Here is a 15,557-nt window from a genome sequence, read left to right as displayed (position 1 = left end):
CGAGGTATGGATACACGTATATTAGAAGTGAAGACGATTCTGATCTTGCTCGGTTCATGGCGAATATGCTGTGATGGAGCAGGGTGGGATCGTTTTTTTGTATGGGGTTCTTGTTGGAGTTTAACGCAAAATAAATTCGCCATGACAAGGTTCGGGGGAACGAAACCTGTTCATGGCGAATTTCGGGAGTGGTCCATGATATGGCATGAGGAGGAAGTGGGGAAACACTAGCCTAATGCCTTATTTTTAATTTACCCCTGAATTCTGAAGTTGAATCAAACTCAAAAACATTTTTTTGAAAATAATTTAAAGCCGCCATAGCGGCGAATATGAAGCAAAAACATACTGTTCTCTTTGCGCGATAACCTCGAAGAAGATATGATATAGGGATAGCTTTTAAAGAGGGGAGCCTTACGATGATCGATCAGGAGAATGGTGTATTTGCGGCGGTGTGCCCGCTCGACTGTCCGGACACTTGTGGTCTGTTATTACATAAAGAGAACGGCAAAATTGTGAAGGTGGCAGGCAATCCGGATCATCCGATCACCAAGGGTGCCATTTGTAATAAAGTCAGAAATATGACCGAGCGGGTATATCACCCCGAGCGTCTACAATATCCGATGAAACGTGTAGGAGCCAAAGGCGAAGGCAAGTTTGAACGAATCAGTTGGGATGAAGCGATTCGTGAGATTACGACCAAATTCACTGCATTGTCCGAAACCTACGGCCCGGAGAGCATCCTGCCCTACAGCTTTTACGGTAACATGGGTATTCTCGGCGTAGACGGCATGGATCGGCGTTTCTTCAATGCGCTTGGTGCGAGTGTACTGGAGCAGACGATCTGTAACTCCGCTGGAAATACCGGCTGGAAATATACGATGGGCGCCAATCGGGGAACAGTGCCGGAAGATACGGAGCATGCAGATCTCATCCTGGTGTGGGGTGGCAATATCGTCAGTACCAATATGCATCAGGTCGTTTTGGCTGAGAAAGCACGCAAGAAAGGCGCCAAGATCGTCGTAATCGATGTTCATCGCAATCGCACGGCCCAATGGGGCGACTGGTTTATTCCGCTGTTTCCGGGCACGGACAGTGCACTGGCGCTAGGATTAATGCATGTGTTGTTCGAACGGGGACTAACGGATGAAGCGTTTATGCAAAAGTATACGATAGGTCATGAGGCACTACGTGATCATGTCCGCAGTTACACCCCTGAACGTGTTGCACGCATTACGGGCGTGCCGGAGGAAACCATTGTGGAGCTGGCCGAACTATACGGCAACGCACAAGCAGCTCATATTCACATCGGCAATGGCCTCCAGCACCATGATAATGGGGGGATGAACGTGCGTAGCGTTGCATGTCTGCCTGCCATTACAGGGCAGTGGCTGAAGCAAGGCGGCGGTGCCGTTCGCACTAACAGCTACGCGAGCACAAATAGCGACGCGCTCGAACGTCCGGAGCTGCGGCAGAATCCGGAGCCGCGAGTGGTAAACATGAACCGGATTGGTGAAGCGTTGCTGGAAGCAGCGCAGCCAATCCGAGCGATGATGGTTTACTGCAGCAATCCACTGGTGGTGGCACCGGATACCGAGCGGGTGGAGCGAGGTTTTGCACGGGAGGATCTGTTCACGGTTGTGCATGATCTGTTCATGACGGATACGGCGAAGTATGCAGATATCGTATTGCCAGCCACATCTTCATTTGAAGCGACGGACCTGTACACCTCTTATTGGCATCAGTACGTTCATCTGCAAGAGCCGGTGATTGCACCGATTGGGGAGAGCAAGAGCAATGTGGAACTGTTCTCACTGCTTGGGCAGGCTATGGGGTACGATCCTGCAATCTTCGGAGAAACACCGGAACAGATGATTGAGAACGCACTTCAGGGCACAGGCAACCCCTACATGAATGGGGTCACGTTGGAAGGACTGAAGGAACATCGATTCGTGAAGCTGGATATGACGCCACATGCTGCATATCTGGATCAGCTGCCCACACCTTCAGGCAAAATTGAATTGTATTCCGAGACGATGGAACAGAGAGGGCTTCCGCCGCTCCCTACCTATAGTGCTCTGGTTGAAGGATACGATGGGGAGAATCCGGCTGGACCTGCCGATACGTATCCATTGATGTTCCTGTCGCCGCCAAACCATAATTTCCTGAACTCCACCTTTGGTAATTCAGCCAAACATCAGCGTTTGGAAAAGATGCCTCTATTGCAGATACACCCCGAGGACGCCATCCGTAGAAACCTAGAGGATGGAGATGCAGTGGTCGTATGGAATGATCGTGGGCGCATTGAACTTACCGCCAAGGTGAGTGAAGCCATGCTGCCGGGAACAGTGATTAGCCAAGGCTTATGGTGGGATGGTGACGGCAAGAAGCAGCGAGCGAATTCACTGACGTCCAATCGGTTGTCGGACATGGGGAACGGGGCTACCTTCTTCTCGGCCACTGTTGAAGTGAAGCGTCAATGAGTGTGCTTGCGGCGTGATTTTTTTGAGGTAAGATGAACAAAGGCTAGAATTTGAGCAGGATTAAAGAGCAATTGATGTAACACTTCATAAAACCTTCGCTCTGGCTGGTTATGGTTATGCCGTCAGGGCAAAGGTCTATTTTTTATGGCCATTTGTATGTGCAGAGGTACTAAGGAGAATGAACTAGAGATGATGAGATGGCTGGATAACTATCCAAAAGAAGTGAGAATATTTTTGTTAGCAAGTCTGGTTAACGCAACCGGCAGTGCACTGATGTGGCCGCTGACCACCATGTATGTATTTGATGAACTTGGACGGACGATGGCCAACGCGGGTTTTGTAATCCTCATTCAGTCACTGGGTGGCATCTTTGGACAATTGCTTGGTGGTTCGTTGTACCATCGGGTGGGCGTGAAGAAGCTGATCATTGGTTCACTGGCGCTTAATGCGTTAGGTTTGTTTGCGTTGCCGTGGATTAGTGCGTATTGGGTCGTATTTATATGTGCCATGGGCTGGATTGGGCTGTTCAGTTCATTGTCGCTACCAGCGATTCAAGCCTTTATTGGCTTCCGGTTTGCGGAGCGACGCGGTGAATTATTCAATATTATCTATGTGGCGAACAATATCGGGGTGGCGATTGGTACGGCGTTGAGCGGTTTTCTGGCTGACTTTTCCTATCACCTCAGCTTTGTACTGAACGGGGTGACCTCAGCCGGATTTGCAATTTTCTTCTGGTATTATCTGTCGCGGGTTGAACCGGATCAGGGGGAAGTACATCTGACCAAACGGAAAACCGTCCCCGATGGGCCGGGCGTCTGGGCATTGCTGGGGAATACCCGACTATATCTGTTTATGAGCTTGGGCGTACTCTTCCTGTTATTCGGCAACTCCATCTGGAACACAGGTGTTTCCCCGTATATCATCTCTGAGGGTATGGAAAAAAGAATGTACGGTCTGCTCTGGACCCTGAACGGGGTGCTGATCTTTGTGGGCCAACCTTTTACCAGCTGGATGAAACGGACCATGGCCCGTACCTCCACTGCCCAGATGACGGCGAGTGCGGTATTCTATGGCATGGCCTACATTGTGATGATTACCATGTACAGCTATCCAGGCATGGTGCTTGCAATGGTACTGGCCACGTTTGGAGAGATGTTGATCTCCCCTGCAACACCTGCGTTTATCTCGGAGCATGCGGGCAGGGCGGCACCTTTTTACATCGGGATATCGGGTGGGATCGGTGCGGTTGGACGGGTTATCGGCCCCTATGCGATGGGGGTCATGTATGACAAACAGGGACTTATTCCGGTAGCGTGGCTGGCAACAGGCACAGCAGTTATTGCGGTACTTGGTTTTGTGTTGCATGCGGTGTTGAACCGTAATCGTGAAGTGAAGGAGTATGGAATGGACGCCTAACAGATCTCATCGGGTTGGATAGGATGCGGAAGGAAGAACGAGTTGGAGTGGACGGTAAATCCACTGTAATCTGTCTGCTCATTCGTAAATTATAGTTGACAAAAAAATATATTTATGCTATAATTTACATATAAAAATATTCCGTATATAATAAGATTCTCCTGGCCAGGGGAATCTTATTTTTGTTTGTACGGGAGGAATAAGTATGAAGCAAAATGAATCCAGTATCACATCATTGATTTCGACTTTTGGCCGAGCCTATCACAGCCAACATGACACACCCCTCATTTTCGATGATTTTATGGCGAAATTGCTGATCTCTCCTCAAGAGTTTTCAGATATCAGCAATAACATGGTTAGAGGCATTCATTTTTTCAACCCGGATATGGCTCACGAGCTCAAGGACGACCCGGAAAAGGTTCTAAAATGGATTACCCAGGTACAGTTATCTCCAATAACTCTGGCTCGGGCCGCTTACTGTGAGCATGTACTTTTGCATGAAGTCGCGTTGGGATTGGAGCAGGTAGTCATTCTTGGCGCCGGGATGGATACGTTTGCTTTGAGGCATCCGGAATTGGAGGACACGCTGGATATCATTGAAGTGGATTATCCGGCTACACAGCAATTCAAGAAAGAGCGGCTGAATCAGGCCGAGCTGACTATTCCGGACAATCTTCACTTTGTACCCATGGATTTTACGCGTGAGCTTTCGAATGACAGCTTGACTATTGAAGGTTTGAAGAAACGGAAGACGTTGGCTAGTCTCTTGGGTGTTTCGTATTATTTGCCCCAAAATGATCTGTTTAACGTGATTCGTCATGTGTTTGCGAACCTGCCAACCGGAAGCTCTATAGTTCTGGATTATGCAGATGAGCATCTTTTTGAGGAAAAAGGAATGTTTAATCGGGTTGAAAATATGGTTAAATTGGCTGCAATGGGTGGTGAGCCGATGCAATCCGGCTATGCATATGTGGAGATGGAGGCCTTGCTTGATGAAGCAGGGCTACTTATTTATGAGCATCTGACTCCCGAGGCGATTCAGGAACAGTTTTTCCAGGATCGAATCGATCATCTAAGGGCATTTGAAACGATACATTTCATTCACGCAGTAAAAAAATAAATCGATCCGGGCATGTAAGTCACCTATATAGCCCGCATTTGCATAGTAGCGGCAAACCTTCACCCTGTGGCAGGGTGAAGGTTGTTTGGTTTGATCAAAGGAACAGCACAAACCATGATTCTGTAGCCAATAACATCACACGTGATACAAATGTTCAACAATCAGACTTGTTAGTGTGCAATTCCATGTCATTCAATGTCCTCCCCTCTATTTGTGCATAATGCCCATATAATAGAATGGAACTGGTTAAAGGCAGGAGGATGCATACGATGTACAAGGTTTTGCTGGTTGATGATGAATTTATGATCTCGGACGGGATCTCCAGTGTGGTGAACTGGTCCAGATTAGGAACAGAACTGATCGGCATTGCTCAAGATGGATTGGAAGCGCTTGCTTCAATTGAGCGGCAACGCCCGGATATCATCATCTCGGACATCCGCATGCCGGGAATGGATGGGTTACAGCTGGTTGAAGCTGTGGCAGAGAAGTATCAGCATATCTCGTTTATCATGCTCACGGGTTTTACGGAGTTCGAATATGCGAAAACGGCCATGCAGTATGGGGTGAAGCACTATTTGCTTAAGCCCTGCAGCGAGGAGCATCTTGTACAGGCTATCAGTGAATTGGTCAGTGAGAAGCGAGAGTTAACCGATCAGGAGCGTTTTGTGCAGTCGATCCAATATAATCTGGAGCGTGTACTGCCGCATGCCAAGGAATATTTTCTGAAAGAGCTAGTCACGAACAGAACATACGGGGTCAAGGAATGGAAGTATTTCGAGGAATTATTCGATGTACAGTTTCAGGATCAGCGTGTGCGGTTGCTGCTGGTAGAGATTGAGGGGGATCATGAGTATTTGCACTTGTTCGCGGTGAAGAACATTGCCGAAGATATTTTTCACAATCCAATATTAAGTGCCACGGTTGGAAGGCATGTGCTACTAATCATGGAGGACAAGTTGTCTGAAACGCAGTTGTTCCATAATATCGATGAGATTCGCGCCACATTTACCCGATATTATCATGATGATCTCACGATAGCGCTAAGCGAGCCAGGAGACCTTTCGCAGGCACGCCATTTGTACATGCAGACGCTGGTTTATCTCAATTACCGCTTTTACCTCGGTGAGGGCAGTCTCATTATGGAACGGGATATTTACTCTCCCGGAGAACGCATTCTTCCTGAATTCGAATACGATCCGGAGCGGATGGTTACTGCAATCAAGGCGGGACACTGGCAGGAAGTTGGATCAGAGCTGAACCGGATGTTTCAGCTGCTTGCCAGCTTGCGATACGATATATCCCAAACGAAGTCCTATCTTATTCAGATGTTTATGGAGATGATTCGACTCAGTGGTTCTGCCGAGATGAAAAGGTATATGGACCAGTTGCCAGGCATGATTGAATCCAGCACCCTGCATTCTTTTCAACAGTTTCTGCTTGCCGTCGCCAAAGAAATCACCTTGCGCCGCTATGATCAACATCGCTCCAGACAATCGCAGATGGTAGGCAGTGTGAAACAGTTGGTAGAGAAACGCTACAAGGACGAGACATTAACACTCCAGTCCATCGCTGGGGAAATATACATGAATCCAGACTACATCGGCAAAATGTTCAAAAAAGAAACGGGTGAGAAATTTACGAACTATGTGTTAAGCTACCGCATCCGTAAAGCGTTGGAGCTTCTGGAGCAGGACGGGAACTGCACTGTATCCTCGCTTGCCGAACAGACAGGCTTTGGCGCCAACTGGCCGTATTTCAGCAAAATGTTCAAGAAATACACGGGTTTCTCCCCTTCCGAGTATAAAAAAGTACCCTAAGACAGCGTTGCTGTCGCTTCTACATAGCTAATCTTTATATCCGATCTACATCTAATCTGTGATCGGGCCCTGTACGCCATTCATCGGCAGCAGGGTCTTTTTTTGTCGGACGGAACTCGGTTTTGAACATCCATTTATCGGAAATGAGCATGGGAAGAAAAGGCGCTCGCTTCTATCATTAGAAGTGTCATGTTAGTGAATGAACATCGAGAGTGGAGGTTGAGTGGATGGAGCTGAATCGAAGCCGGGGGATTGAACCTGGGCGTTTGAAGCCAGCTGGCAAATGGAGTTCGGTGAAAAAGGAACTTGTCCGCAACAGATACGTTTATCTGATGCTCGTTCCTGTGGTAGCCTACTATCTGATTTTCAGCTATGGGCCAATGTACGGGCTACTGATGGCATTTCAGGAATCCTACAACCCAATCAAAGGAATCTTGGCAGGCGAATGGGTTGGATTTGACAATTTCACCATGTTTTTTGAAAGTTATTATTTCTGGCGACTGATTAAGAACACACTGATTTTAAGTTTTTACAGTATTGTGTTTGGTTTCCCGGCTCCGATTCTACTAGCACTGCTACTGAATGAAGTCCGGAAGAAGTGGTTCAGAGGTGCAGTACAGACCATCAGTTATATGCCGCATTTCATCTCGGTTGTCGTTGTGGTTGGAATGTTGAAAACGTTCTCATCTCTGGACGGTGGGTTATTTAACGTCATTCGTGACTTTTTCGATCTGCAGCCGATCATGTTTTTGGCGGAAAAAGATATGTTCCGTCCGATGTACATCCTGTCCAACATATGGCAGGGCGCAGGCTGGGCCTCGATTATCTTTTTGGCAGCACTAAGTGGTATTGATCCTCAGTTGTATGAAGCTTCCAAAATTGACGGCGCAGGCCGCTGGAGACAGCTGTTACATATTACACTGCCGGGCATTATGCCCACGATTGTGATCATGTTAATTTTGCGTATGGGGGCGGTCATGAATGCGGATTTTCAGAAAATATTGCTGATGCAAACAGCACCGACCTATGAGACATCGGATGTCATATCCACCTTTGTTTATCGATCCGGTATTTTGGAGGGGAACTATACGTATTCAACCGCCATCGGACTATTTAACGGCGTCATTAATTTCGCGCTGCTCATTATCGCAAACGCGATCAGCAGAAAGCTTAACTCAACCAGTCTATGGTAATCGGAAGGTGAAGCGATGAAACAGTCTATAGGGGAACGACTTTTTGATGTATTTAATACACTGCTGCTCTTGGTGATCATGGTTTTATGCTTGTACCCGATGCTGTACGTGTTCAATTCTTCAATCAGCGACCCGGACCAGATGCTACGTTCCCGTTCACTGATGCTCATTCCTGAAGGTTTTCAGCTGGGAGCGTACAAGTCGGTATTTCAGGATACTCGCATCTATACGGGATATATGAACACCTTGTTCTATGTTGTGGTGGGTACAGCCATCAATCTGCTCATGACTTCGCTGGCTGCATATGGGCTGTCACGCGGTGATCTGATGGGCAGAAAAACGTTGATGAAGTTGATTACGTTCACGATGTTCTTCGGCGGGGGTATGATTCCAACTTTTCTGCTGATTCAGAATCTGGGCATGGTGGATACCCGTTTTGCGCTTATTATTCCGGGTGCCATCAGTACGTTCTATTTCCTCATTATGAAAACAAACTTTGAGGGCATTCCGATCAGTCTGATCGAATCGGCGAAGCTTGATGGTGCCAATGACTTTCTGATTTTGTTCCGAATTGTACTGCCTTTGTCAAAGCCAATCCTGGCGGTCATGATGCTGTATTATGCGGTTGATCATTGGAATGATTATGTCGGACCTATGCTCTACCTGCGCAGTCAGGAGCTATATCCAATACAGATTATTATGCGTGATATTCTGATCAGCAGCAGTACAGAGGCCATGGGCGCTGGCGCCGATACCGGCTTTGCCATTGGGGAGAACATCAAATATGCGACTATTATTATCTCCACACTGCCGATCATGCTGGTATATCCGTTCATCCAACGTTATTTTGTTCAGGGCGCTCTAATCGGTGCTGTGAAACAATAAAAAATGTATCCTATGGAGGCGAATTACGTGAAAAAAAGAATGGGGTCCATCCTGTTGTCATCGCTACTTACCATGTCTTTACTGGCGGGCTGTACGGGTGATAATGAACCAGGTAACGCAGAGCCAGCAGAGGGAACGGAACCTGCGGTTCAGGCGTTGACCGAGATTCCGCTACCCATTACAAGTGAGCCATTTACCATTGATTACTGGCGCGCCAATGATGCCAAACTGACAGCTTCCTTGAACAATTTTGGCGATATGGCGGCTTATAAGGAAAAGGAGAAGCTGACAGGCATCAAAGTGAAGTTTACACATCCTCCGCTTGGACAACAGCGTGACCAATTCAATCTGTTGATCTCCACGAAAGAGCTACCGGATGTCATTTATTATAACTGGGCAGATGCCGTTGGCGGACCGGAAAAAATGATCAAGGATGGTCGAATCATTCGATTGAACGAACTGATCGACAGTTATGCACCAAACTTAAAGCGGATTATTGAATCCGATCCGGATGTGAAAAAGCAGATTGCACTCGACGATGGAACGATCTATATGTTCCCGCTGCTGAAGCTGGATGCATTGAAGCTGAATGCCACTTCAGGTTTAATTATGCGCCAGGACTGGCTTGATAAATTAAATCTCAAAGTACCTACCAACATTGATGAGTGGTATACGGTGCTTAAGGCATTTAAGGAACAGGACCCTAACGGCAACGGCAAGCCAGATGAGCTACCATTCACCGGAAACTGGGGACCGGGAAACCTGACCAAGCTCCATGATTTTGCCGCGGCATTTGGTGTCATTGGTGGTTTCCAGATGAATGGAGACAAGGTGGAGTTTGGACCGATTCAGCCGGGATACCGTGATTTCTTGGAGACCATGGCCAAGTGGTACAAAGAAGGGCTGATTGATCCCGAGATCATGACCAATGACGGTAAAGCTTTCGATTACAAGGTCACCAGCAATCTGGCAGGCGCATATCAGGGTGGTGTGTTCAGCGGCATGGGGAAATACTTCAATCTGATGAGAGATACGGATCCGAACTTTAACGTGACTGGTGTACCGTGGCCTGTATCTCCGGATGGAACTTCGTATGCAACATTTAATCTGGACGCTAAAGTGTTGACTTATGGTGAGGCTATTACAGCTTCCGCAGACGAAGACAAATTGAAATACATTGTACAGTGGATGGACTACAACTATAGCGAAGAGGGTAGTGATCTGTTCAACTTTGGTATCGAAAATGACAGCTATGTTCGTGACGGGGAAGGTGTCAAATTCACAGATACCATCATTAATAATCCGAACGGTCTGACGTATGATCAGGCACTGGCTTCCTATGCCTTATCCATTATGGACGGTCCGATCAATCAGGATAGTCGTTATCTGGATGCATTATTATTTGACGACGGACAGCGTGCGGCAAATGCGGAATGGATGAAAGCGAGCTCAGCATTAACGCTTCCTCCAATTCGTTTGTCAACAGATGAGGTGACCACAAGTACATCCATCATGAGTCAGGTGAATACGTATTTGAATGAGACGATGACTGCCATTATTAGCGGACAGAAACCGATCACCGAATTTGACAAGATGGCCGAAACAATCAAGAGCATGGATATTGACCGGGCGATTGAGGTTCATCAGGCTGCGTATGATCGATATCAGTCTAAATAATACGTGAGAAATCGAGCGCTAAAACTTTGGGGAAACCTTCCTGTATGTGATATACCTAGTAGTATCACGTGGTTCAAAGGAGCGCTTTGGTCATGACAGCCTACCGCAAACTCAGCATCAAAATGAAAATGTTTCTGATGATTATGTTCATGATGGCGTTTGTCATCATCCTCGCGTTTGGGTCCTTGTATTATACGTACTCGGTGTATGACAAACAGCTGTTTGATAAGTCGTCCCGACTTCTGAACCTTTCTTCGTCTACAGTGGATGTTGAACTTCAGAAGTTGGAAGCGTTATCATTAAACATGATCTCCGATACGCAGATTCAAAGAGCCTTGAAGTCGTTGCTGGATGACGATAGCGCATATTCAAGCTTTATTGAACGAAAAAAGATCACGGATCGGCTATGGGAGCATATTAGTGGGGCTGCACGATATGTGCAGTCCGTTCATCTGATTGATTCCAGGGGAAGAGTCAATAAATATGGCGAGACACTAAGCGTATCTCAGGAAAAATATGATCGGATGATTGCGGCTGCGGAGCAGGCCAATGGTGCAGTGCGCTGGTTATACCCGGATGACGATGACCCGATGCTGGTTATGGTGCGTCAAGTGCGAGCCTATGAACCGATGACCCTGGAACCGGTAGGCATACTGTTTCTGCGTATTAATATCGAGCGACTCGTCGAGGAGTATGCGGGCATCGATAGCCAGGACAGTGACATTATTTTAAAAGCAGGTAGTGATGTGGTGTATCCTTATCGCCAGCTTCCAGAAGCGGTGTCCGCCGGACTGAATCCACTTCCAGGCAGTGGGGGATATGAGATCAAGAATCTGGATGGGAGGGAGATATTTCTTTCCCAGAAGAAATCCGCATACACCGACTGGGTGTATTATAATATGGCCTCTTATGATGAAATTTTTGAACGCATTATATGGTTGAAAAATATACTGATCGTCGTTTATCTTATCGCCATTCTGGTTGTTCTCGCGCTTGGTATGGTGTTCGCACGCAGTCTGACAAGGCCGATCAGGCAGCTCATCAGTCAGATGAAGGAGGTTCAGTATGGGGATCTGGAGAACATAGACGCCAATCTCTCCATTCCAACGCACCAGCACATGGATGAATTGGGGTTACTACAGCGTACGTATCGAATGATGATTACACATATTAATAGATTGATCAAAGAAAATTATGCAAGCCAGTTGGTCATTAAAGAAACGGAGTTCAAGGCGCTACAGGCGCAGATCAATCCCCACTTTCTGTATAATGCGCTGGATTCGATCCATTGGCTCGCCAAAAAGAACAGGCAGGAGCAAATCTCCAGTATGGTGCTATCACTCGGATATTTGCTGCGTTCCTCCATCAGCTTCAAACAAAATATCATTACCATTGCGGAAGAGCTGGAGATCGTCAATCATTACATCACCATTCAGACCTACCGTTTCCGGCAACGGCTGGATTTCCGTATGGATGTGCCCGCTCCTTATCTGGGGTGTGCCATTCCAAAGTTGACCCTACAGCCACTCCTGGAGAATGCCATTCAATACGGTTTGGAACCACAGGTTGGATCATGTCTGATTCGAGTGTATGCCGAGATATCAGGTGGCAAGCTGGCTCTTATCGTGGAGGATCACGGCCCCGGCATGGAACCCGAATATGTGGAACAGGTGCTGCGCGGTGAAGTGAAGACCAGAGGCACAGGTATTGGTCTACTGAATATCAGGGAGCGGGTACGTCTGGCTTTTGGCGAAGAATATGATGTTCTGCTGGAAAGTAAGCCGGGGCTTGGAACGAGAGTAACAGTGCTGCTGCCACCCCCATCACCAGGTAAGGAGGAGAAGTTATGGGAAGATGGATGCGAATGATAGGCATGCTCTGCCTTATGCTGACTCTTCCTGGCTGCGTGAACCAGTTGGATCAAAGGCCAGGCATGATTGTGGAAGAAGAGCCGATAACGCTACGAATCGCTTGGTGGGGTGGAGAGTTCCGCAACAATGCAACGATTGCCGTTATCGACCTGTATGAGAAGTTGAATCCACATGTGAACATCGAATACGAATATAGCAGTTTCAATGAGTACTGGAGAAAACTTGCCCCACATGCAGCAGGCAATGCGTTGCCCGACATTATCCAGATGGACATCTCTTATCTGTCCCAGTACAGTTCGCTGCAACTATTGGAGGACATGACGCCGTACATGCAGAGCGGGCTGATTGACACGACAGATATTGAGAAGGAACAGCTGGAGAGTGGTAGCCTGAATGGAAAAACCTACGGTCTCAGCTTGGGGGTTAACGCCATGCTCAGCATCTATGATCCGGAAGTGTTAAAGGCCAATGACATTGAATTGCCAACGGATACGTGGACATGGGCGGATTTTGACCGGATGGGCGAACAATTGCTCGGGAAAGGCATCTATCTGGGAACCTATTTCACGCCGGAACAGTTTTTCGCGTATTACTTGAGACAGTATGGTTCCAAGCTATACGCCGAGGATGGCAAGAGATTGGGATATGAGGATGATGGGCTGTTTATTGAGTACTTTGGCAGGATGCAGAAGCTCGCGGAAAAGAAACTTATTTTTGCACCGGATATCTGGACATCAGACATTGGCCAGCCTGATAACGACCCGTTTTATCTGGGAGAGGCTTTGTTTAGCTGGGGGTATTCCAACCAATTTATCAGCACCGCTCAGCGTTATGGCAAACCCTTAACCATCTCCCCAATGCCTGGGCCAAACAGTCAGGATGGATTGTTCTTGAAGCCAGGCATGTTTTTCTCCATGGCGGGCAATTCCAGACATAAGGAAGAGGCAGCCAAGTTCATCAGCTTTTTTGTGAATGATTTGGATGCCAATCTGCTGCTCAAAGGGGAGCGGGGTGTGCCTGTCTCATCCAGTGTCAAAGAGCGGATGAAGCTGGTGGTTGAACCGGAGCTGGCGCAGGTGTTTGATTATATCGATTGGGTTGCGGATAACAGCACTCAGATGGACCCGCCTGATCCTGTAGGTGCGCCAGAGGTCACTGCGGTGTTACGTGAGTTGTACGATCTCCTGTTGTTTGGCAAAATTACGCCTGAGCAGGCGGCGGTGGAATTTCGTGAACGGGCGAATGCCATTCTGGGTGGGAAGTTATAAGAATGGACTAGATCATATATGTATTTAATGGGCTTGGGGCTGTTGTCGTTCACAAGCTCAACCTTCATTCTACTCGGGTGAGGGTTTTTGTTATGGAATGGTGTATATTTCCTCTAGTATAATGAAAATGGGTAGTTGTCCTATCTGTAGATTAGATAGATTCTATCCATATATTAATGGATGAGGAGTGTCAGGACATGTCCATACATCAGATAGGTCACAAGGTGTCTTTTGCCGATATGAAAACGAAGTTGCCTCAGGAGAGCTGGATGTACACTCAGAATGAAGCGCACAACGGTGAATTTGAAGCCGAGGAAGTATGGTTACATTCTGGTGATCTTCATATCAGTGAACTGTTGTTGGATGAAGGACCCTTTTTGATCTTAGTTGAAGGAAATCTGACAGTGGATCGTTATATTGGAAATACAAGTTCCGACGCGGCCAGTTCAAATCTGGTTGTACTTGGGAATCTCATAACGCCCTATATGATCGTGGGTGGGCAGGAAATATATATTACAGGTAATCTCTATGTGGAGGATATGTTCTGGGGGGATTATAACCATGGAGAATTGACAGTGAGAGGGAATGTAGAAGGTGGATTGCTGGTAAGTACCGATCAATATACGATTCAGGTTCAAGGACAGCGTAATGTGAAGCGTCAGCTTGAAGAATGGGAGGATCTCGGACCATGGCGGGGCTTTGACATGTTGGCGTTATTGGTTCCTGAATGTGTGATTGATGAAGATACAGAGCCGTTTCCTTGGCGAGAAGAAATGTTAAAGAGGCTGCAGCAAGGACAACCTGTAATCAACCGAAAGTACATTCATGCTGATGAATCAGAGCCAGATGTGCCGGATTGGTTCGAAGATCATCGAATTACCGCTGAGAACATAGAGCGTCTTACTCATCCATCTTTGTTGCCTGTAAGAGAGGAGGATGAGTTACTGAACAGCTATGAATTTTGGTTGGACGAGCAATTTTGCCGAGTATCGGTCTATGGAGATGAGCATACGGAGGGGTATTTCCGTAGTCTGTATTTTCAGGATGACCACAATTGTGCATTGTTGCTTAAGATGGAGCCATCAGATCAAGGTTCCAACTCTCCTGATAAACATATCGTACAACCGGGTGAACCTGTCTGGATGATCTCAGGAGCATATCGTTATCTAAACAATGAGAAGTCGGAATGGAACGTATTTTCGGAGAACTCACCTGCTGATATTCAGCAGTTAAGCGAGCAAGGATGGAGCACCTTGTTGCAGTCTGTATCGAATTATCAGTATGCCCGTTCCTTAATTTCGCACCAACTGATCCACGATTTATTAGCACTGCCTGTCGTGGAGCCATATGACGATTATTATGATGATGATCGGCACGGACTGTGGATTGGAGAGTTATATTATGCATTTCGACAAGCAGGTCAGATGTCTGATGGTTTTCCTCAGCCAGCTATGCTACGTATTGGAAGAGAGTATGTGGATGCTCAAGGGGAGACGCAGGTGGAGAAATACTATTATACCCTGCACCAACATGCGGACGGCTCGGAAAGTGTGTTGATCGAATACTCGGCTCAGAAGGACGAGGATGAGGAAGAAGAACCGTTGTTGCTTGAACTTCATTACATCGGCGGCTCTCAGTTACTGCATGCCGTTCACTTGCTGGAACATGGACGCAAAGTGCTCATTCAAGCGAATGAGGATTTACTGAATGGGGAGCTGCCTTACGCTGCTGAATCATTTGCAAAACGATTTTGGAAATCCAAAGGATACCTGAAATGAACAAAACAACCTTCACCTCTATTACAAGAGGGAGGGTTGTTCTGTCATTGCA

At 47.2% G+C, this 15,557-nt stretch carries 11 protein-coding genes; all 11 read left to right on the top strand.

The annotated features are described in order from the left end of the window. The first annotated feature begins 6 nt into the window (after nt 1-6). Nucleotides 7-231 carry a hypothetical protein gene (locus tag MKY01_RS29485; RefSeq protein ID WP_127548928.1) on the top strand — a complete coding sequence of 75 codons (225 nt, stop codon included), beginning with the start codon at nt 7-9 and terminating at the stop codon, nt 229-231. A gap of 185 nt (nt 232-416) precedes the next feature. Further along, nucleotides 417-2,480 carry a molybdopterin oxidoreductase family protein gene (locus tag MKY01_RS29480; protein ID WP_339284554.1) on the top strand — a complete coding sequence of 688 codons (2,064 nt, stop codon included), beginning with the start codon at nt 417-419 and terminating at the stop codon, nt 2,478-2,480. A 192-nt stretch (nt 2,481-2,672) separates the two neighbouring features. Next, nucleotides 2,673-3,896, top strand: coding sequence for an MFS transporter (locus tag MKY01_RS29475; protein WP_339287288.1), 1,224 nt, complete (start codon nt 2,673-2,675; stop codon nt 3,894-3,896). Between the two features lie 205 nt (nt 3,897-4,101). Then, nucleotides 4,102-5,016 (top strand): class I SAM-dependent methyltransferase, encoded by a 915-nt coding sequence (locus tag MKY01_RS29470; RefSeq protein WP_339284553.1) that lies wholly within the window; start codon nt 4,102-4,104, stop codon nt 5,014-5,016. 269 nt (nt 5,017-5,285) lie between these two features. Beyond that, nucleotides 5,286-6,833, top strand: a complete 1,548-nt coding sequence (locus tag MKY01_RS29465) for a response regulator (RefSeq protein ID WP_047840759.1) — start codon at nt 5,286-5,288, stop codon at nt 6,831-6,833. 227 nt (nt 6,834-7,060) lie between these two features. After that, complete coding sequence (locus MKY01_RS29460) at nt 7,061-8,026, top strand: ABC transporter permease subunit (RefSeq protein WP_017691858.1); 966 nt, start codon at nt 7,061-7,063, stop codon at nt 8,024-8,026. A gap of 15 nt (nt 8,027-8,041) precedes the next feature. Continuing rightward, nucleotides 8,042-8,911 carry a carbohydrate ABC transporter permease gene (locus MKY01_RS29455; RefSeq protein ID WP_036667808.1) on the top strand — a complete coding sequence of 290 codons (870 nt, stop codon included), beginning with the start codon at nt 8,042-8,044 and terminating at the stop codon, nt 8,909-8,911. A gap of 27 nt (nt 8,912-8,938) precedes the next feature. After that, a complete protein-coding gene (locus tag MKY01_RS29450) occupies nt 8,939-10,588 on the top strand; it encodes an ABC transporter substrate-binding protein (protein WP_339284550.1) in 1,650 nt (549 codons plus the stop codon). 92 nt (nt 10,589-10,680) lie between these two features. Then, complete coding sequence (locus MKY01_RS29445; protein ID WP_339284548.1) at nt 10,681-12,456, top strand: sensor histidine kinase; 1,776 nt, start codon at nt 10,681-10,683, stop codon at nt 12,454-12,456. After that, nucleotides 12,435-13,727, top strand: coding sequence for an ABC transporter substrate-binding protein (locus MKY01_RS29440; RefSeq protein WP_339284546.1), 1,293 nt, complete (start codon nt 12,435-12,437; stop codon nt 13,725-13,727). Before MKY01_RS29445 ends, MKY01_RS29440 begins: the two co-directional genes overlap by 22 nt. A gap of 197 nt (nt 13,728-13,924) precedes the next feature. Next, the gene (locus MKY01_RS29435) at nt 13,925-15,505 is read left to right on the top strand and encodes a hypothetical protein (RefSeq protein WP_339284544.1); all 1,581 of its coding nucleotides are present in this window, start codon (nt 13,925-13,927) and stop codon (nt 15,503-15,505) included. Nucleotides 15,506-15,557: the final 52 nt, after the last annotated feature.

The sequence above is a fragment of the Paenibacillus sp. FSL R5-0486 genome, assembly GCF_037975155.1.
Classification (GTDB): Bacteria; Bacillota; Bacilli; order Paenibacillales; family Paenibacillaceae; genus Paenibacillus; species Paenibacillus amylolyticus.
This window is presented reverse-complemented; position numbering and strand designations above follow the sequence as displayed.